Origin of the sequence: Arthrobacter sp. SDTb3-6 (genome assembly GCF_013376095.1) — a bacterium.
GTDB lineage: Bacteria > Actinomycetota > Actinomycetes > Actinomycetales > Micrococcaceae > Specibacter.
Genome location: NZ_JAAMFN010000024.1, coordinates 45,238 through 63,539, shown reverse-complemented (window position 1 = coordinate 63,539; position 18,302 = coordinate 45,238). Strand labels below are relative to the sequence as shown.

General features: G+C 69.4%; 19 protein-coding genes. 12 read left to right on the top strand and 7 right to left on the bottom strand.

The genetic code is table 11. The annotated features are described in order from the left end of the window. The first annotated feature begins 219 nt into the window (after positions 1 to 219). Complete coding sequence (locus G6035_RS12730; protein ID WP_176617473.1) at positions 220 to 564, top strand: SRPBCC domain-containing protein; 345 nt, start codon at positions 220 to 222, stop codon at positions 562 to 564. Between the two features lie 141 nt (positions 565 to 705). Here the strand turns inward: G6035_RS12730 and G6035_RS12725 are convergent, their stop codons facing one another. Continuing rightward, on the bottom strand, positions 706 to 1,830 hold the full coding sequence (locus tag G6035_RS12725) for a hypothetical protein (protein WP_176617472.1): 1,125 nt from the start codon (positions 1,828 to 1,830) through the stop codon (positions 706 to 708). A 234-nt stretch (positions 1,831 to 2,064) separates the two neighbouring features. Here G6035_RS12725 and G6035_RS12720 point away from each other — a divergent pair, with 234 nt between their 5' ends. From G6035_RS12720 to xerD, 9 genes are all read left to right on the top strand, one after another. After that, positions 2,065 to 2,904 carry a hypothetical protein gene (locus G6035_RS12720; protein ID WP_176617471.1) on the top strand — a complete coding sequence of 280 codons (840 nt, stop codon included), beginning with the start codon at positions 2,065 to 2,067 and terminating at the stop codon, positions 2,902 to 2,904. Between the two features lie 4 nt (positions 2,905 to 2,908). Next, positions 2,909 to 3,910 (top strand): HAD-IIA family hydrolase, encoded by a 1,002-nt coding sequence (locus G6035_RS12715; protein WP_256127955.1) that lies wholly within the window; start codon positions 2,909 to 2,911, stop codon positions 3,908 to 3,910. Between the two features lie 8 nt (positions 3,911 to 3,918). Further along, positions 3,919 to 4,104, top strand: a complete 186-nt coding sequence (locus G6035_RS12710; RefSeq protein WP_176617469.1) for a hypothetical protein — start codon at positions 3,919 to 3,921, stop codon at positions 4,102 to 4,104. Further along, positions 4,101 to 4,904: a TlyA family RNA methyltransferase gene (locus G6035_RS12705; protein ID WP_176617468.1), complete on the top strand. Its 804-nt coding sequence runs from the start codon at positions 4,101 to 4,103 to the stop codon at positions 4,902 to 4,904. Before G6035_RS12710 ends, G6035_RS12705 begins: the two co-directional genes overlap by 4 nt. 26 nt (positions 4,905 to 4,930) lie before the next feature. Continuing rightward, entirely contained in the window at positions 4,931 to 6,016 is a 1,086-nt protein-coding gene (locus G6035_RS12700) for an NAD kinase (RefSeq protein WP_176617467.1), read from the top strand. Then, positions 6,009 to 7,739, top strand: a complete 1,731-nt coding sequence (gene recN / locus G6035_RS12695) for a DNA repair protein RecN (RefSeq protein WP_176617466.1) — start codon at positions 6,009 to 6,011, stop codon at positions 7,737 to 7,739. Before G6035_RS12700 ends, recN begins: the two co-directional genes overlap by 8 nt. 66 nt (positions 7,740 to 7,805) lie before the next feature. Beyond that, on the top strand, positions 7,806 to 9,512 hold the full coding sequence (locus G6035_RS12690) for a CTP synthase (RefSeq protein ID WP_176617465.1): 1,707 nt from the start codon (positions 7,806 to 7,808) through the stop codon (positions 9,510 to 9,512). Positions 9,513 to 9,519: 7 nt separating this feature from the next. After that, positions 9,520 to 10,212, top strand: a complete 693-nt coding sequence (locus G6035_RS12685; protein WP_176617464.1) for an NUDIX hydrolase — start codon at positions 9,520 to 9,522, stop codon at positions 10,210 to 10,212. Continuing rightward, complete coding sequence (gene xerD, locus G6035_RS12680) at positions 10,209 to 11,162, top strand: site-specific tyrosine recombinase XerD (protein ID WP_176617463.1); 954 nt, start codon at positions 10,209 to 10,211, stop codon at positions 11,160 to 11,162. The genes G6035_RS12685 and xerD overlap by 4 nt, the downstream gene beginning before the upstream one ends. Here the strand turns inward: xerD and G6035_RS12675 are convergent. Together G6035_RS12675 and G6035_RS12670 are read right to left on the bottom strand one after the other, a co-directional pair. Beyond that, positions 11,104 to 11,910, bottom strand: coding sequence for an IclR family transcriptional regulator (locus G6035_RS12675; RefSeq protein WP_176617462.1), 807 nt, complete (start codon positions 11,908 to 11,910; stop codon positions 11,104 to 11,106). The genes xerD and G6035_RS12675 overlap by 59 nt on opposite strands. After that, entirely contained in the window at positions 11,907 to 12,929 is a 1,023-nt protein-coding gene (locus tag G6035_RS12670; protein WP_176617461.1) for a sugar kinase, read from the bottom strand. Before G6035_RS12670 ends, G6035_RS12675 begins: the two co-directional genes overlap by 4 nt. A gap of 156 nt (positions 12,930 to 13,085) precedes the next feature. On the opposite strand from G6035_RS12670, the gene G6035_RS12665 reads away from it, so the two are divergent. Both G6035_RS12665 and G6035_RS12660 read left to right on the top strand, forming a co-directional pair. Then, on the top strand, positions 13,086 to 13,721 hold the full coding sequence (locus tag G6035_RS12665; RefSeq protein WP_176617477.1) for a bifunctional 4-hydroxy-2-oxoglutarate aldolase/2-dehydro-3-deoxy-phosphogluconate aldolase: 636 nt from the start codon (positions 13,086 to 13,088) through the stop codon (positions 13,719 to 13,721). Between the two features lie 49 nt (positions 13,722 to 13,770). After that, positions 13,771 to 14,256 (top strand): 8-oxo-dGTP diphosphatase, encoded by a 486-nt coding sequence (locus tag G6035_RS12660; protein WP_176617460.1) that lies wholly within the window; start codon positions 13,771 to 13,773, stop codon positions 14,254 to 14,256. 17 nt (positions 14,257 to 14,273) lie between these two features. Here the strand turns inward: G6035_RS12660 and G6035_RS12655 are convergent, their stop codons facing one another. Genes G6035_RS12655 through G6035_RS12640 form a run of 4 tightly spaced genes read right to left on the bottom strand, consistent with a single transcriptional unit; the run spans position 14,274 to position 18,269 of the window. Next, positions 14,274 to 14,603 carry a cupin domain-containing protein gene (locus G6035_RS12655; RefSeq protein WP_176617459.1) on the bottom strand — a complete coding sequence of 110 codons (330 nt, stop codon included), beginning with the start codon at positions 14,601 to 14,603 and terminating at the stop codon, positions 14,274 to 14,276. 59 nt (positions 14,604 to 14,662) lie between these two features. Then, positions 14,663 to 15,802 (bottom strand): bifunctional 2-methylcitrate synthase/citrate synthase, encoded by a 1,140-nt coding sequence (locus G6035_RS12650; RefSeq protein WP_176617458.1) that lies wholly within the window; start codon positions 15,800 to 15,802, stop codon positions 14,663 to 14,665. A gap of 16 nt (positions 15,803 to 15,818) precedes the next feature. After that, entirely contained in the window at positions 15,819 to 16,748 is a 930-nt protein-coding gene (gene prpB, locus G6035_RS12645) for a methylisocitrate lyase (protein ID WP_176617457.1), read from the bottom strand. Beyond that, entirely contained in the window at positions 16,749 to 18,269 is a 1,521-nt protein-coding gene (locus G6035_RS12640; protein ID WP_176617456.1) for an MmgE/PrpD family protein, read from the bottom strand. It abuts the gene before it with no gap. Positions 18,270 to 18,302 lie beyond the last annotated feature (33 nt).

The following is an 18,302-nucleotide window of genomic DNA, read 5'->3' as shown; positions in this document are numbered from 1 at the left end:
GTGTTGGGGCCTCCCCACACTTAACCACCACAACACCAAAACCACACAGGGTCTCTGTAGTCTTGGTCGATGGACAGTATCTTTTCCCATGCTCATGAACCGCAGGCTGCCGATATGCCAGGGGACGTGCCCCAAGCCCGGACTGCCACAGTCGTGGTTCCGGTGCATCCTGAATTTGCCTTTGACGGTTTTACGGATGGCATCCACTTATGGTGGCCCATGGAGCGCTACAGCGGATTTGGCGTGGAATCGCATCCCGGCTTCGATGACCGCGGGCTGTCTGAGGAGGCTCCAGATGGACGGCAGCAGCTGTGGGCGGAAGTCCGCGGGTGGACGCCGCCGTCGTCCTTGGTTCTGGCCTGGCAGCTGGCCGGGAATCCGCTTGCCCCGACCGTGGTCGCCGTGACCTTTGAAGCCGTCGACGACGGCACCCGGGTGACGCTCGTGCATGACGGTTGGGCGGCCGGGGTGCCGGGCCGGCAGCAGTACGAAAAGTACTGTGATTGGCCACTCATCTTGGCCAGATACGCCAGATTCATGGGTGCAGCTCCCGGGCTCGACTAGACTGTAGTGTGGGCTGTTGGGCCCGAGATTTTAGCAGTATGAGATCAATAGTGAAGAGCGGCTGTTACTGTGCCAGTTGGTGCGCTCAAAGGTTTAGGAGTCGGCATGGCTGAGCAACACGGTGGCAACCGCGAAGGAAATTCACAAGGCCGGGACGGCGGAGGATTCAACGGACGGCCCTATGGTGACCGCCCGCCGGCGGGGGACCGCAAGGACCGTAAGCCGTATGCGGAGCGTGACAACCGTGGCGGCCAGGGCGGGCGCCCCTATGGTGACCGTGACAACCGTGGCGGCCAGGGCGGGCGCCCCTACGGTGACCGTGACAACCGTGGCGGCCAGGGCGGGCGCCCCTATGGTGACCGTCCGGCCCGTTCCGGTGGCGAGCGTCCCTACGGTGACCGTGACAACCGTGGCGGCCAGGGCGGGCGCCCCTATGGTGACCGTCCGGCCCGTTCCGGTGGCGATCGTCCCTACGGTGACCGTGACAACCGTGGCGGCCAGGGCGGGCGCCCCTATGGTGACCGTCCGGCGCGCTCCGGTGGCGATCGTCCCTACGGTGACCGTGACAACCGTGGCGGCCAGGGCGGGCGCCCCTATGATGATCGTCCGGCGCGCTCTGGTGGCGATCGTCCCTACGGTGACCGTGACAACCGTGGCGGCCAGGGCGGGCGCCCCTATGGTGACCGTCCGGCCCGTTCCGGTGGCGACCGTCCTTATGGTGATCGTCCGGCGCGCTCTGGTGGCGACCGTCCTTATGGTGATCGTCCGGCGCGCTCCGGTGGCGATCGCCCTTACGGTGACCGTGACAACCGTGGCGGCCAGGGCGGGCGCCCCTATGATGATCGTCCGGCGCGCTCTGGTGGCGACCGTCCTTACGGTGACCGTGACAACCGTGGCGGCCAGGGCGGGCGCCCCTATGGCGATCGTCCCGCCCGATCCGGTGGCGACCGTCCTTACGGTGACCGTGACAACCGTGGCGGCCAGGGCGGGCGCCCCTATGATGATCGTCCGGCGCGCTCCGGTGGCGATCGCCCTTACGGTGACCGTGACAACCGTGGGGGCCAGGGCGGGCGCCCCTATGGCGATCGTCCCGCCCGATCCGGTGGCGACCGTCCTTACGGTGACCGTGACAACCGTGGCGGCCAGGGCGGGCGCCCCTATGGTGATCGTCCGGCCCGTTCTGGTGGCGAGCGTCCTTATGGTGATCGTCCGGCGCGCTCTGGTGGCGACCGCCCCTACGGTGACCGTGACAACCGTGGCGGCCATGCGGACCGTCCTGCCCGTTCGGGCGGGGACCGGCCCTACAACAGCCGGCCCCACGGCGACCGGGAAGACCGCGGCCCCCGCACGGCGCCGCAGCGCAACGCAGGTGACCTGCGCAGCTCGAACCGTGCCGACCGCTCACGCTCACCGGAAATCGACCATGACGTCACCGGCGAGGAACTGGACAAGGTCACCCGTGCGCAACTGCGCATCCTGGACTCCCGCAACAACGAATGGGTGTCCAAGCACCTGGTGATGGCCGGCCGGCTGATCGACTTTGAACCGGAGCTGGCCTTTGAGCACGCCCTGGCTGCCAGCCGTCGCGGCGGCCGGCTGGCCTGCGTCCGTGAGGCAGTCGCCATGACCGCCTACGCTGCGGGCAACTATGCAGAAGCCCTGCGCGAACTGCGCACGTACCGGCGCATCAGCGGCTCCAATGTCCACCTGCCACTCATGGCCGACTGCGAACGCGGGCTGGGACGCCCGGAGAAGGCCCTCGAACTGATCCATTCCGAGGAAGCTGAAACCCTGGACACCGCCGGCAAGGTGGAACTGGCCATCGTGGAGTCCGGTGCACGCGGCGACCTGGGCGAGCTCGACGCAGCCCTGTCCGTGCTGGAAATCCCGCAGCTGGACATCAACCGGGCCTTCTCCTTCAGCCCCCGCCTGTTCCGCGCCTACGCCATGGTGCTCCGTGCCGCCGGCCGCAAGGACGAGGCGAAGACCTGGGAACGCCAGGCCGTGGTGGCTGACGAGGCCCTGGGCCAGGACGACAGCACCGACTCGATCATCGTGGACCTTGGCGACGACGACGATATCCCCCTGGACGCGCCCCGCGTCCGCGTCTCCGACGTCATGGAACCGGCTGTCCAGCCCGAGCACGCCGGCCAGGATGCCCCGGCCAACGAACACGACGAGACCGAAGTGGACGACGCCGAATCCGACTACTTTGAATCCGATGACCCCGAATCCGACCAGGACAGCGCGGACGACGATGCAGACGTCCTGGCCGGCGACACCGGGGCGGCCGCCCACGCCGCCTCGGATTCAGGCCCGTTTGACGGGCAGGAGGACTAGCCCCTTGTCCGCGGAGACAACAAAGACCCTGCTGGCCGGCTTCGACGCCGTCCTCGCCGACCTGGACGGCGTGGTGTATGCCGGGCCGAACGCCATCCCCGGCGCCATTGAGGCCTTGACGGGCCTGGCCGGTGCCAACGTCAAGCTGGGGTACGTGACCAACAATGCCTCCCGCACCCCGGCCCACGTTGCCGCACACCTGCGTGAACTCGGCGCCCCCGCGGAAGAGGGCCAGGTGGTCAGCTCGGCCCAGGCCGGGGCCGCGCTGCTGGCCGAAAGGTTCCCCGCCGGCAGCAAGGTCCTGGTCGTCGGCAGTGCCGCCCTGGTCCGCGAGATTGAGCTGGTCGGCATGACGAGCGTGGACAGCGCCAAGGCCACGCCCGACGTCGTCATCCAGGGTTTTGAACCTTCGCTGGGCTGGGAGGACCTCGCCGAGGCCGCCTTTGCCATCCACGGCGGGGCGGCATGGATTGCCACCAACACGGACCTGACCATCCCTCGGGAGCAGGGGATCGCCCCAGGGAACGGGACACTTGTGGCGGCCGTGCGTGCCGCCGTCGACCGCGACCCCCTGGTGGCCGGCAAGCCGCAGGCGCCGTTGTTCCACACGGCCGCCAGGCGCCTCGGGGCGGACCGGCCGCTGGTGGTCGGGGACCGCCTGGACACCGACATTCTCGGCGGCAACAACGCCGGCATGGCCACGGCCTTGGTCCTCACCGGCGTGGATTCCGTGGAATCCGCGCTCAAGGCCAAGTCCGCGGAACGCCCGCGCTTCATCATTGACACGCTCAAGGACTTTTACCAGCCCTACCCTGAGGTGGCGCGCGACGACGGACGCGTCACCTGTGGTGCCGCTGCCGCGGCCGTCGCGGACGGCGTGGTGACCGTGGCCGGCGACCGGGACGACCTCAACGCCTGGCGTGCCGCCTGCGCGGTGTGGTGGGCGGCCGTGCCGGAATCGGACACCGTGACGGATCCGCAACTCGTGTGGAAAAAGCCGGAATAGTGGGCCCCGTGGACTCCGAAGGAAGCGGTGACCCCGCCGTGGACGCCATCGTGGCCCTCGCCGGCCAGGCAGCCGCGCTGCCCACCGCGGAGCATAACGGGGTGTACACCTCGGTCATGGAGTCGCTGCAGCGCGAGCTGGACACCGACCCGGCCGCGGACATTGCCGCCGCGGCTCCCGGCGGAGCCCCGTGACCCGGCTCGACCAGGAACTGGTGAACCGCAGGCTGGCCCGTTCGCGCACCGTGGCCGCCGCCCTCATCAAGTCCGGGCGGGTAACCGTCGACGGCACGGCCGCAGCCAAGGCCGCCCTGGCCGTCACCGCTGAAACAGGCATTGAACTCCAGGGCGGCGGACCCGAGTACGTCTCCCGTGCCGGCCACAAGCTGGCCGGGGCGCTGGCCTGCTTCCCGCAGGTCACCGTGGCCGGCAAGCGCTGCTTCGATGCAGGGGCCTCCACCGGCGGCTTCACCGACGTACTGCTGCGCAACGGTGCGGCCAGGGTGGCCGCCGTCGATGTGGGGCACGGGCAACTGGTGCCCGCACTCCGCGACGACCCGCGCGTGGACGTCTACGAGGGCATGAACATCCGCTACCTTGACGTGGCCGAAATCGGCGGCGCCGCCGAGCTGACCGTCTGCGACCTCTCCTTCATTTCGCTGACCCTGGTCATGGCGCCCCTGGCCCTGGCGACACGCCCGGGCGGGGACCTGCTGCTCATGGTCAAGCCGCAGTTCGAGGTGGGCCGCGAGCGGCTGGCCCGGACCGGCGTCGTCAGCTCCGAAAACGAACGCCGCCGCGCCGTGGGACTGGTGGCCCGGGCCGCCCTGGACAACGGGCTCACCCTGCGCGGGCTCGGGACCAGCACGCTCCCGGGCCAGGACGGAAATGTGGAGTATTTTCTGTGGGCAAGCCGTGAACTGTCAGTCCCGGCACCTAAGATCGAAGAACAGGGCAGTGCCGTGGAGGATCTGCTGGCACAGCTGTGGCCCTGACGCCTACCCGGAGGAAAGCCCAGCACATGACACGCCGCGTCTTGATCCTGGCCCACACCGGGCGCGAGGAATCGATGATTGCCGCCCTGGAGGCCTGCGTGCAGCTGCACGCCAACGACGTTGTGCCGGTCATGTACGCCGACGAGCTGGCCGACATGACCGGCTACCTGGGCGTCTCCGATGTCAGCATGGAAATCCTCGACCGCGACGTCACCCTGGCCGACATTGAACTGGTCATGGTGCTCGGCGGCGACGGCACCATCCTGCGCGCCGCCGAACTGGTGCGCGACCACGACCTCCCGCTGCTCGGCGTGAACCTGGGCCATGTGGGCTTTCTGGCCGAAAGCGAACGGGCCGACCTCCTCCAAACCGTCGACTGGGTGGTGCAGCGCGAATACTCCGTGGAGGAGCGCATGACCCTGGACGTGAAGGTCCGCGTCAACGGCCGGGTGGTCACCCACACCTGGGCGCTGAACGAGGTGGCCCTGGAAAAAGGCAACCGGGAACGCATGATCGAAGTCGTCACCGAAGTCGACGGCCGCCCGTTAAGTTCGTTTGGCTGCGACGGCGTGGTCATGGCCACCCCCACCGGTTCCACCGCCTACGCCTTTTCCGCCGGCGGACCCGTGGTGTGGCCCGAGGTGGAGGCGCTGCTCATGGTGCCCATCAGCGCCCACGCGCTCTTTGCCAAGCCCCTCGTGGTGGCCCCCACGTCCACGCTGGCCGTGGAGGTCCTCACCCGCAACGGTGCCTACGGGGTGATCTGGTGCGACGGCCGCCGCACCGTGGACCTGCTGCCCGGCTCCCGCATCGAGGTGACACGCTCCGACAAGCCCGTGCGGCTGGCCCGCACCCAGCAGTCGCCGTTCTCCGAACGCCTGGTGCGCAAATTTGAGCTGCCCGTCCAAGGCTGGCGCGGACCGTCCGGGGAGGAAGCGGCGCCACCCACCACCCAGCTGCCGGTCATCCACCCGCCCATGGCCAAGTCGCAGCCGGAAGGGCCCCACACCGGCCCGCTGCCGCTGGTGCCGGACCTGACCGTCACCGGGGCTGCCGAAACCGACCACACCATGCCACACAACCTTGAGGGGGCCAGGCCGCACCATGATTGAGGAAATACGGATCCGCGACCTCGGGGTGATTTCGGAGTCCACCCTGCCGCTGGGCCCGGGCCTGAGCGTGGTCAGCGGCGAAACCGGCGCCGGAAAGACCATGGTGGTGACCGCCGTCGGGCTTCTGCTGGGCAACAGGGCGGACGCCGGGGCCGTGCGCAACGGGGCCAAAAGCGCCTCCGCCGAAGCCACGCTCACGCTGCCCGCCGGCCACGCTGCGCTGGCCCGCGCCCAGGAGGCCGGGGCGGACATCGACGAGTTCGACGGCGGTGCCGGGCTGATCCTGGCCCGCACAGTGGGCGCCGACGGGCGCAGCAGGGCGCACGTGGGCGGGCGCAGCGCCCCCATCGGCGTGCTCGCGGAGCTGGGGGAGACCCTGGTGGCCGTGCACGGGCAGTCGGACCAGATCCGGCTCAAGGGCGCCGGGCCCCAGCGCGAGGCGCTGGACAAGTTTGCCGCGGAAGCCCAAAGGCAGTTTCCGGCAGCCATGGCCGCCTATGGGGAGGTTTTCCGGCGCTGGCAGGCATCGCAGGCCGAGCTGGAGCTGTTGCGCAATTCCAGCCGGGAGCGGCTGCGCGAGGCGGAATCACTGGCCACGGCCCTGGCCGAGATCGACGCCGTGGCGCCCCAGGAGGCCGAGGACGAGCTCTTGAAGGCGGAAGCGGTGAAGCTGGGCAACGTGGAGGAGCTGCGCCGGGCCTCGCTGGGCGCCCACGAGGCGCTGCTGGCCGAGGACTACGGCGACGGCGCGGACGCCGTGACCCTCGTGGACACGGCCCGGCGGCTGCTGGAAACCGTGGCCGGGTCCGACGACGAACTCGCCGAACTGGGCAAGCGCGTATCCGAGGTGGGCTACCTGCTGGCGGACATCGCCCGCGACCTGGCCGGCTACGCCACCTCGCTGGACTCCGAGGGGCCCGGCCGGCTGGCCGAGGTGGAGGACCGGCGCGGGGAACTGGCCGTGCTGGTGCGCAAATACGCGCCCACCATCAACGAGGTCATCGAGTGGGCGGACCGCGCCCGGGCACGCCTTGATGAGCTCACGGACGACTCCGGCAGGATAGAGGCGCTGGAGGCCGGGGTGGCCGCATCCCTCACCGAACTGGAAACGCTGGCCGCCAAGGTCACCAAGCTGCGCCGCGCCGCCGCCGATGCCCTCTCCAAGAGGGTCAGCGCCGAACTCAAGGCACTGGCCATGCCCGACGCCAGGCTGGTCATCGACATGGCACCGGCGGAACGCGGCATCCACGGCGCCGACGACATCACCTTCCTGCTCCAGCCCCACGCCGGCGCGTCGCCACGGCCGCTGGGGAAGGGCGCCTCCGGCGGTGAACTGTCCCGGGTGATGCTGGCGCTGGAGGTGGTGCTGGCCGCCGTCGACCCCGTCCCCACGTTTGTCTTTGACGAGGTGGACTCCGGCGTGGGTGGCAAGGCGGCCGTGGAAATCGGGCGCCGGCTGGCCATGCTGGCCCGGCACGTGCAGGTCCTGGTGGTCACCCACCTGCCCCAGGTGGCGGCGTTCGCCGACCAGCACATCCTGGTCACCAAGAGCTCCGCCGGCAGCACCCCCGGGGGCGGCATCACCACCAGCAATGTGCGGCTTTTGGACGATTCGGAGCGGGTGCGTGAATTGGCCCGCATGCTGGCAGGACAGGAGGATTCGGCCACGGCGCAGGCCCACGCCAAGGAACTGCTGGCGGACGCCCGGGCGGCAGTGCCGTAGGACGAAGGTGTCGCCACCGCGGGCCGCCATGGCGGCAGGGGCGGCGGATACATATTGGCTCATTAGATGATAGGCTCGAATTCCGTGGTGCAACGATCAAATTCCCGGTTCAGTGGTCAGTCCAAGACGACCAAACACATCTTCGTCACCGGCGGAGTCGCGTCCTCGCTCGGCAAGGGGTTGACGGCTTCCAGCCTCGGCCACCTGCTCCGCGCACGCGGCCTTTCGGTCACAATGCAAAAGCTCGATCCCTACCTGAACGTGGATCCGGGCACAATGAATCCCTTCCAGCACGGTGAGGTCTTCGTCACGGATGACGGCGCCGAGACCGACCTCGACATCGGCCACTACGAGCGCTTCCTGGACGAAAACCTTGAAGGCTCCGCCAACGTCACCACCGGCCAGGTGTACTCGACCGTCATCGCCAAGGAACGGCGCGGGGAATACCTCGGCGACACCGTCCAGGTCATCCCGCACATCACCGACGAGATCAAGCGCCGCATGCGCCTGGCCGCCGAGGGCACCAACGCCCCCGATGTCATCATCACCGAAATCGGCGGCACCGTCGGCGACATCGAGTCCCAGCCGTTCCTGGAGTCTGCACGCCAGGTGCGCCAGGACATCGGCCGCACCAATGTGTTCTTTGCCCACGTTTCCCTGGTGCCCTACATCGGCCCGTCGCAGGAGCTGAAGACCAAGCCCACGCAGCACTCCGTTGCGGCGCTGCGCTCCCTGGGCATCCAGCCGGACGCCATCATCCTGCGCTCGGACCGCGTCCTGCCCGAGGCCATGCACGCGAAGATCGGCCGGGCCTGCGACGTGGACGTCGAGGCCGTCATCGGCTGCCCCGACGCCCCCAGCATCTACGACATTCCCAAGACCCTGCACGCGCAGGGCCTGGACTCCTACATCGTGCGGGCGCTGGATCTGCCGTTCAAGGACGTGGACTGGACCAAGTGGGACACCCTGCTCGAGGCGGTCCACAACCCCCTGCACCACATTGAGATTGCCCTGGTCGGCAAGTACATCGACCTGCCGGACGCCTACCTGTCAGTGACCGAGGCCCTGCGGGCCGGCGGCTTCGCCAACAGCACCCGGGTCAAGATCCGCTGGGTGCCCTCCGACGAGTGTGCCACGGAGGCCGGCGCCATCAAGGCCCTCGCCGACGTGGACGGCATCTGCGTTCCCGGCGGCTTCGGCATCCGCGGCCTGGAAGGCAAGCTTGGGGCCCTGAAGTACGCCCGCGAAAACCAGATCCCCACCCTGGGCCTGTGCCTGGGCCTGCAGTGCATGGTCATCGAATATGCCCGCGACGTGGTGGGGCTGAAGGGCGCCTCCTCCTCCGAGTTTGACGACAACCCCACGTACCCGGTCATCGCCACCATGGAAGAGCAGCTGGACATCGTCGACGGCAAGGGCGACCTGGGCGGCACCATGCGCCTGGGCCTGTACCCGGCCGTGCTCACCGAAGGCTCCGTCATTGCCGAGACCTACGGGCGCACCGACGTTGCCGAACGCCACCGCCACCGCTACGAGGTCAACAACAAGTACCGCGGGCAGCTTGCGGACGCCGGCCTGGTGTTCTCCGGAACCTCGCCCGACGGCAAGCTCGTGGAATTTGTTGAGCTGCCCCGCGAGGTGCACCCGTACTACGTCTCCACCCAGGCCCACCCGGAACTGAGCTCGCGCCCCACCCGGCCGCACCCGCTCTTTGCCGGGTTGATCGCCGCCGCACTGGAGCGCCAGAACGCCACCCGCCTGCTGGAGGTCTGAGCCCGCCATGACCTCACCCGGAACCCCGCCGGCGGCGGACACCCAGCCCGCTGCCGCGGGGGAGCTGCCGGTGGCCGACGCAGCCAGCCCCCGTGACCTGCAGTCATCCGAGACGGTCTACCGGGGGCGGATCTGGGACGTTGTCTCGGACACGTTCACCCTGGCGCCCGGGACGGCACCGCTCACCCGGGACTACATTGCCCACCCGGGCGCGGTGGCCGTCGTGGTGCTCAACGACCAGGGCCAGGTGCTGCTGCTGCGCCAGTACCGCCACCCCGTCCGGATGGACCTGTGGGAAATTCCCGCGGGCCTGCTGGACGTGGAGGGCGAGGACTTTGTGGCCGGTGCCGCGCGCGAACTGGCCGAGGAAGCGGACCTGGCAGCAGCCGACTGGCACGTGCTGGCCGACTTCTTCACCTCACCCGGATCCTCCAGCGAGGCCATCCGGATCTACCTGGCCCGGTCCATCTCCTGGATCCCCGAGGCCGAACGCCACGTCCGCACCGAGGAAGAGGCCGAGATCCAGTTCCGCTGGATGGACCTGGACGAGGCCGCCGCGGCGGTCCTGGACGGGCGCATCCACAACCCCTCCGCCGCGGTGGGCATCCTGGCCGCACAGTCCGCGGCCCGGAACGGCTTCGCCGCCCTGCGGGACCCCCGCGCCCCCTGGCCGGCGCACCCCAGCCAACACGGCCAATGACGGTGGCCGCCGCCAACGGGCTGGGCCGCGCCATCGGCGACTACCTCCAGCACGTGGGCGTGGAGCGAGGCCTGGCAGCCAACACGCTGCAGGCCTACCGGCGCGACCTGCTGCGCTACGAACACTTCCTGGCCGGCATCCCCGTCACGGAACCCGGCGGCGTCACCCGGCACCACGTGACCGCGTTTGCCCAGGCCCTGGCCGACGGCGGCGACGGCGGCGCCGCGCTGGGCCTGCGCTCCGCCGCGCGCACCATTGTGGCCGTGCGCGGCCTGCACCGGTTCTGGGCGCTGGAAGGCCTCACCGACGCGGACCCCGCAGCGGACGTCCACCCGCCCATGCCCGGCCGGCGCCTCCCCAAGGCCATCAGCGTTGACGACGTCACCGCCATCCTCGAGGCCGCCGGCTCGGACACTGCCGCCGGACTGCGCAACACCGCCATGCTGGAATTCCTGTACTCCACGGGCGCGCGCATCAGCGAGGCCGTGGGCCTGGACGTGGACGACCTGGTCCTCTCCGGCCCGGAGTCCGACGGCCCGTCGCTGGTGCGGCTGTTCGGGAAGGGCTCCAAGGAGCGCCTGGTGCCGATCGGCTCCTATGCGCTGCGGGCCCTCGAGGCATACCTGGTCCGCGGGCGCGGCACCCTGGCCGGCAAGGGAAAGGGCACCCCGGCACTGTTCCTGAACACCCGCGGCGGGCGGATCAGCCGGCAAAGCGCCTGGAGCATCCTGAAGGCCGCCGCGGAGCGGGCCGGCGTCACCGCGGACGTTTCACCCCACACCCTGCGCCATTCCTTTGCCACGCACCTGCTCGAGGGCGGCGCGGACGTGCGCGTCGTCCAGGAACTGCTGGGCCACGCCTCCGTGACCACCACACAGGTCTACACCCTCGTCACGGCCGAGACCCTGCGGGAAGTGTACGCGGCGGCCCACCCCCGGGCCCTGGGATAGTCGGGGCCGGCGCCCACCCCAGGTCCGTGGAGATGGCACGTGTGGCGTCCTTGAGCCCGGGCAGCAGCTTGAGCAGTCCTTCGTAGTCCAACAGCATGACCGGGACCGAGAGCGACGCGGCCGCCACCACACGTCCGGAGGCGTCGCGGATAGGGGCGGCAATGCAGTGCACATAGGATTCGTGCTCCTCCCTGTCATGCGCCCAGCCCTGTTCGGCGACCTCCCCCAGTTCGGCCAGCAGCCCCGCAGCGCCGGTGATCGTATTGCCGGTGGTCCTGACATAGTCCAGGCCGGCTGCAATCTGCTCCCGCCGGTCCACGGGCAGGTCCGCCAGGATCACCTTGGCCACCGCGGCGGAATGCAGGGCCGCCGTCAAGCCGATGCGGGAATACATGCGCACGGGGTGGCGGGATTCGAACTTGTCAATGTAGACCACCTCGGCGCCTTCCATCTCGGCCAGGTGGACCGTATGCCCGGTGGCCCCGTTGAGGCGGGCCAGGTGCGGGTGCGCCACCTGCCGGATGTCCCGCTGCTCCAGTGCGCGCGAGGAAAGCTCAAAAAGCCTGCGGCCCAGCTGGAACTGCCCGGCGCCGTTGCGGACCAGGAAGTGCTCGGCCTCCAGGGAATGCAGCAGGCGCATGACGGTGGTCTTGTGGACGTCGGACGTGGCGGCCAGTTCGTCCAGCGTGGCGGGCTGCCCGGCCACCTTTCCCAACAGCTCCAGGGCCCGCACCAGGCTCTGGCTCATGGCAGGGTGCCGTCCGCCGTCACGCCGGCGCCCCCAGCCAGTGCGGGAGATTCAAGGCGGCCGGGGGAGACCCTGGTCGCTGCCCAGTCGGCGTCGGTGCAGCCCAGCATGGCCGCCAGCATCCCGGCGGCCGGCAGCGGCCCGCGGTCACCGGGCACCGTCAGCGTGCAGGCGGCAGCCAGGTGGCCGCGGCGCAGGGAGGAACGCTCGTCCAGGCCGGCGAGCAGGCCGCTGAGGTAGCCGGCGGCAAAGGCGTCACCGGCGCCCACCGGTTCCACCACGTCAACGCACAGGGCCGGCACCTCGATCCGCGACCCGTCCCGCAGCAGGGCGATCGCGGAAATGTCCGCGTTCTTCACGACGATGGCTTCCGGGGCCGGAAGCAGGGCCCGCAATGCGCCTTCGTCGTTGGTGCCCAGGGCCACAAGGGCTTCATCGGCGCCCACCAGCACGACGTCGGCCAGGTTGGCAAGGTGCGCCAGCACGGTTTTGTCCTGGCCCGCCCACAGCGATTCCCGCCAGTTGACGTCAAAGGAAATGCGGCGTCCGTTGCGGGGGGAGGAAAGAACCGCCTCAAGCAGGCCCCGGCACTCCGGGGACAGCGCCGCGGTGATGCCGCTGAGGTGGATGAGTCCCGCCTGCTCCAGCAGTTGTGCCACCACCGGGCCGGCGAGCAGCCCCGGGCCCATGGCGGAAGCGGCCGAGCCGCGGCGATAGTACAGGACGGATCCTTCGGCCGGAACCTTGACGTAAAGTCCCGTGGGGCGTCCGGCGTCGACCTCCACGCCGGAAACGCCCACATGGTGGGCGCGCAGCTCGTCCAGGATGCGGGTGCCGAAGCCGTCGCGGCCCACCCGGCCCACCCAGTGGGCGTCAACGCCCATGGCGGCCAGGCCCATGGCGACGTTCGACTCGGCGCCGCCCACACCGTAAAGCAGGTCGGCGGCCTCGGACAGCGGCACGTTGCCCGGGGGCGAGAGCACGGCCATGGTCTCTCCGATGCATACAACTGGCTGCATAGTGCTGGTGCTCTTTCGCTTGCGGGACCCGGCGGCTGCCTTGACGGGTGAATCCTGACCATGTTAGACATGAGCGGACAATCCTTGCAACCAGCGTTGCAAAATACGCAACAGCCGGTCACCGTGGCCGTCCCGGAAAGGAACCTGGCGCCCGCCATGAACAATGCAGAACTGGTTTCCCGGCTTGAGGCCGACCGCACCCTGGCCGTGGTCCGTGCCCCGGAAATCGCCGACGCCGCCGAACTGTGCCGCGCCCTCGTGGCCGGCGGGATCACCGGCGTCGAGCTGACCTACACCACGCCGGGGCTGCTGGAACATGTGGCCAGGGCCGCCGGCACGGCAGCGGACCACGGTGCCGTGGTGGGTGTGGGGACGGTCATGACCGCCGACCAGGCCCGGGCCGCCATCGACGCCGGGGCAGCGTTCCTGGTGACGCCCGGGATCCGCCCGGAGGTGGCGTCGGTGGCCGCCGCGGCCGGGGTGCCGTTTGCCCTCGGCGCCATGACCCCCACGGAGGTGGCCATGGCCCTGGACCTGGGCTCCGCCGTCGTGAAGATCTTTCCGGCCCGCACGCTCGGTGCCGCGTACCTCAAGGACCTGCAAGGCCCCTATCCGGGCGTGAAGCTGCTGCCGTCCGGCGGCATCAGCGCCGGCAATGCCGGGGAGTTCCTGGCCGCCGGCGCGCTGGCCGTGTGCTGCGGCACCGCCGTGGTTCCGCCCGACGTCGTGGCTGCCGGGGACTGGACGGACATCACGGCGCGTGCCTCCGCCTTCACGGGCGCCCTGCGCTAGCGCGCCGCGCCGAGGTGCACGACGCCGGGCCCCGGCCTAGGCTGGAGCCATGACTGCCGCTGCCGTGACCCTGTGCTTCCTGCTCCGTGACGGCGCCGCCGGCGGGGAGGTCCTGCTCGGACTCAAAAAGACCGGCTTTGGCTCCGGCAAGGTGGTGGGGATCGGCGGGCATGTGGAACCGGGGGAGACCACGGCCCGGGCCGTCTGCCGGGAGGTGGAGGAGGAATCCGGGATCACGGTGCTGGAGTCGGACCTCATCCCCGCCGGCACGGTGGACTTCGTGTTTCCGGCCAGGCCCGAATGGGACATGGCCGCCACCATCTACCTGTGCCGGAGATTTGCCGGCGAGGCGCAGGAAAGCGAGGAGATTGCCCCGCGCTGGTATCCGGTGGACCAGCTGCCGGGGGAGCGGATGTGGGAGGATGCCATCCACTGGCTCCCGGCGTTCCTCTCAGGGGAGCGCGCCCACTGGCAGATCACGATGGACCCGGACAACGAAACCGTGGCCGCCAGCACCCGCACCCTCCTGCCCTGAGGCGGGCCGGCGCCGGGTCAGGGCTTGGCGACCGTCAGCAGGAACGTGGAGTCTTCCAGGGCCTTTACGGAGTGGCGGGCGCGGGGGACCACCAGGTGGTCCCCCGCGGAGCCTTCCCAGGAGACATCCCCGGTGGCCAGCACCAGCCTGCCGCCGAGCACCTGGACGGTGGCTTCGCCCGGGTTGTCGTGTTCGTCCAGCATGGAGCCGGCCGTCAGGGCCACCACGGTCTGGCGCAGGACCCGTTCATGCCCGCCATAGACGGTCCGGGCGCTGCGCCCGCTGGTGCTGGACCTGGCCTGTCCCAGCAGTTCCCTGGCCAGTGCGGTCAGCGACGATTTTTCCACGATGGTCCTCCTGGTGTAGTGACGCTCCCCACTCTACCGCCCAGGCCGCTGCGCGCGGCTCAGGCCAGGTGCCGCTCGTCCACGCCGTTGTAGGCGCTCAGCGGGCGGATCAGGGCGTTGGCGGCGCGCTGTTCCATGATGTGCGCCGTCCAGCCGGTGATCCGGGAGGCGATGAAGATGGGCGTGAACATGTCGGTGTCAAAGCCCATCAGGTGGTAGGTGGGCCCGGCCGGGTAGTCAAGGTTCGGCTTGATTGCCTTGGCCTCCTCCATGGCCTGCTGCAGCCCGTCGTAGAGGCCCAGCATTTCCGGCCGGTCAAAGTGGGCGATCATCGCATCCAGTGCCGCCTTCATGGTGGGAACGCGCGAATCGCCGTGCTTGTACACGCGGTGCCCGAAGCCCATGACCTTCTTTTTCTGTGCCAGGGCGTCCTCCATCCAGGCCTTGGCGCGGGCGGCGGCCTCTTCGCGGGACTCGTCCTTGCGTATGCCGATCTCGTCAAAGGTGTGCATGACGGCCTCGTTGGCGCCGCCGTGCAGCGGGCCCTTCAACGCGCCGATGGCGCCCGTCACGGCAGAGTGCAGGTCGGACAGGGTGGAGGTGATGACCCGGGCGGTGAACGTGGAGGCGTTGAAGGAATGCTCGGCGTACAGGATCATGGAGACGCGGAAGGCGTCGACCACCTCGGGGGCGGCTTCCGCGCCGAAGGCCATCCACAGGAAGTTGTGGGCGTAGTCCAGGTCCTCGCGCGGCTCCACGACACCCAGGCCGCGACGGCGGCGCTGGTCGTAGGCGACGACGGCCGGGAACTGCGCAAACAGCGACTTGGCCTTCTCCAGCTCAGCCGCCGGCGAGGAATCCTCGGCCAGCGCGTGGTTGGCCCCGAGGACGGACACGGCCGTGCGGCCCACGTCCATCGGGTGGCAGTCCAACGGCAGCAGGTCGATGGAGGCCCGCACGTTGGCGTCCAGCGAACGGTTGGCCCGTTCAAAGGCCTCGAAGACCGTCAGCTCCTCCTCGGTGGGCAGCTCGCCGGTCCACAGCAGCAGGGCCACTTCCTCAAAGGACTTGCCGGCAGCCAGCTCCTGCACCGGGTAGCCGCGGTAGAGCAGGGAGTTCGACTCCGGGTTCACCTTGGAGATGGCCGTGTAGTCGGCCACGACGCCGGCCAGGCCCTTGCGTACGTCTTCGTCGCTCACAGTGGATGCTCCTTCTTCAGAGATTGGCGTTGTTGGTGGTGATGTCCAGGCCCGGGACCTGGAAGTTGAAAATGCCCGTATCAAATTGGTTATACGCCTCGTAGTCAACCAGTTCATAGAGCCGGGCGCGAGTCAGCATGTCCGGGACCGCAGCCTCCTGCGTGCCGTCGGCGGCCAGGGTGTCCAGCACCCGTTCTGCGGCGCCCATGGCGCTGCGCAGCAGCGTCACCGGGTAGATGACCATGGCCACCCCCGCCCCGGCCAGCGCGTCGCGGGTGAACAGCTCGCTCTTGCCAAATTCCGTCATGTTCGCCAGCACGGGCACGTTGACGGCCTTGCACACGGCCTCAAACTCGGACACGTCCTTCATGGCTTCCGGGAAGATGGCGTCGGCACCGGCGTCCACGAGGGCCTTGGCCCGGTCGATGGCCGCGTCCAGGCCTTCGACGGCGCGCAGGTCCGTGCGGGCCATGATGAGGAAGTTCGGGTCCCGGCGGGCATCTGCCGCGGCCGCAATGCGCTTGACGGCCGTGTCCAGGTCCACCATGTTCTTCCCGTCCAGGTGGCCGCAACGCTTCGGGTTGAACTGGTCCTCGATGTGGCAGCCGGCCAGGCCGGCGTTTTCCAGCTCCTGGATGGTGCGGGCCACGTTCATCGGCTCGCCAAAGCCGGTGTCCGCGTCGATCAGGCAGGGCAGCTCCGTCATGCGGGCGATCTGCCCGCCGCGGGCCGCCACCTCCGTCAGGGTGGTCATGCCGATGTCGGGCAGGCCCAGGTCGTTGGCGAGGACCGCTCCGGAGATGTAGACGCCGTCGAACTTCTTTTCCTCGATCAGGCGGGCCGAGAGCGGGTTGAACGCGCCGGGGAACTGGCGTGCCGCCCCCGGGACCAGCATGTCCCGCAGGTCCCGGCGCTTCTCTTCAGCGGTCTTCTTTGAATACAGCATTTAAAACAGCCCCTTCGGTGCGGCGGCGGGATCGACGACGCCTGGCGCCGCCGTGATGTTCAGCTGGCCCAGTTCCCCGGCGGCCAGGTTGGGAAGGTTTTCGGCGGCGGCGATGAAGCGGTCGATCTCGGCCTCCTCGACCAGGCCGGCGGCCAGGGTGCGGAACTTGTTGATGTACTGTTCGCGGGCAAACGGGCGGGCGCCCAGCGGGTGGGCGTCGGCCACGGCGATGGAGTCGGTGATGACGGTGCCGTCGTTGAGCGTGATCTCCACGGAGCCGCCAAAGGCCTTCTCCGCGATGTCCAGGGAGTGGTAGCGGCGCGTCCACTCGGCGTCCTCCTCCGTGGTGACCTTGTGCCACAGCGCCACGGTGTCGGGCCGGCCGGCCCGCTCGGGGGAGTAGGAGTCCACATGGTGCCACGTGCCGTCCTGCAGGGCCACCGTGAAGATGTACGGGATGGAGTGGTCCAGGGTTTCGCGCGAGGCGGTGGGGTCGTACTTCTGGGGGTCGTTGGCGCCGGAGCCGATCACATAGTGGGTGTGGTGGCTGGTCTTGATCAGCACGGACTTGACGTTGGCCGGGTCGGTGGCCTCGGGGTGCCCGCCGTGCAGCTTGCGGGCCAGGTCGATCCACGCCTGCGCCTGGTACTCGGCGGAGTGTTCCTTCGTGTAGGTGTCCAGGATGGCACGCTTCGCCTCGCCGTCGGCGGGCAGCGGCACGGTGTATTGCGCGTCCGGGCCGTCCAGCAGCCAGGCGATGACGCCGTCCTCGCCCTCGTAGATCGGCACGGGGGAGGTCTGCCCGCGCATGGCGCGGTCGGCAGCCTCAACGGCCATCTTGCCGGCGAAGGCCGGCGCGTGCGCCTTCCAGGTGGAGATTTCGCCCTTGCGTGACTGGCGGGTGGCGGTGGTGGTGTGCAGCCCCTGGCCCACGGCCTGGAAGATGGTCTCCACCTCAAGGCCCAGCAGGGTGCCGATGCCGGCGGCGGCGGACGGGCCCAGGTGGGCCACATGGTCGATCTTGTGCTTGTGCAGGCAGATCGCCTTGACCAGGTCCACCTGGATCTCGTAGCCGGTTGCGATGGCGCGGATGAGGTCGGCACCGGAGGCGCCGGTGTGCTGGGCCACGGCGAGGATCGGCGGGATGTTGTCGCCCGGGTGGGAGTACTCGGCAGCCAGGAAGGTGTCGTGGTAGTCCAGTTCGCGCACGGCCACGCCGTTGGCCCACGCCGCCCATTCCGGGGAGACCTTCTCCGTGATGCCGAAGACGTTGGCGCCCGAGCCGCCGGTCGACGGCGCGTGGGTGAGTGCCTGGGCGCGGGCGGCGACGATGGGCCCGCGGTTCAGGGAAGCGATGGCGACGGAGGCGTTGTCAATGATGCGGTTGATGATCATGTCCGCCACTTCGGGCGTGACGGCCACGGGATCGGCGGCGACCTTGGCGATCTTGTACGCGAGCTGGTCCTCGCGGGGCAGGTTTTCTTCGCTCTTGTAAACGCGGACGGTGTGCTGGGTAACCATGGGATTCCTTTTCAAAGAGGGGTGGCTGAACGG

Excerpts from the sequence above, each read along its gene's own strand:
- G6035_RS12730 (WP_176617473.1), top strand. The coding sequence starts at position 220 with ATGGAGCGCTACAGCGGATTTGGCGTGGAATCGCATCCCGGCTTCGAT.
- G6035_RS12725 (WP_176617472.1), bottom strand. The coding sequence starts at position 1,830 with ATGGCCGCCACGGTTGTCACGGTCACCGTAGGGGCGGTCGCCACCAGA.
- G6035_RS12700 (WP_176617467.1), top strand. The coding sequence starts at position 4,931 with ATGACACGCCGCGTCTTGATCCTGGCCCACACCGGGCGCGAGGAATCG.
- recN (WP_176617466.1), top strand. The coding sequence starts at position 6,009 with ATGATTGAGGAAATACGGATCCGCGACCTCGGGGTGATTTCGGAGTCC.
- G6035_RS12690 (WP_176617465.1), top strand. The coding sequence starts at position 7,806 with ATGATAGGCTCGAATTCCGTGGTGCAACGATCAAATTCCCGGTTCAGT.
- G6035_RS12685 (WP_176617464.1), top strand. The coding sequence starts at position 9,520 with ATGACCTCACCCGGAACCCCGCCGGCGGCGGACACCCAGCCCGCTGCC.
- xerD (WP_176617463.1), top strand. The coding sequence starts at position 10,209 with ATGACGGTGGCCGCCGCCAACGGGCTGGGCCGCGCCATCGGCGACTAC.
- G6035_RS12675 (WP_176617462.1), bottom strand. The coding sequence starts at position 11,910 with ATGAGCCAGAGCCTGGTGCGGGCCCTGGAGCTGTTGGGAAAGGTGGCC.
- G6035_RS12670 (WP_176617461.1), bottom strand. The coding sequence starts at position 12,929 with ATGCAGCCAGTTGTATGCATCGGAGAGACCATGGCCGTGCTCTCGCCC.
- G6035_RS12665 (WP_176617477.1), top strand. The coding sequence starts at position 13,086 with ATGAACAATGCAGAACTGGTTTCCCGGCTTGAGGCCGACCGCACCCTG.
- G6035_RS12660 (WP_176617460.1), top strand. The coding sequence starts at position 13,771 with ATGACTGCCGCTGCCGTGACCCTGTGCTTCCTGCTCCGTGACGGCGCC.
- prpB (WP_176617457.1), bottom strand. The coding sequence starts at position 16,748 with ATGCTGTATTCAAAGAAGACCGCTGAAGAGAAGCGCCGGGACCTGCGG.
- G6035_RS12640 (WP_176617456.1), bottom strand. The coding sequence starts at position 18,269 with ATGGTTACCCAGCACACCGTCCGCGTTTACAAGAGCGAAGAAAACCTG.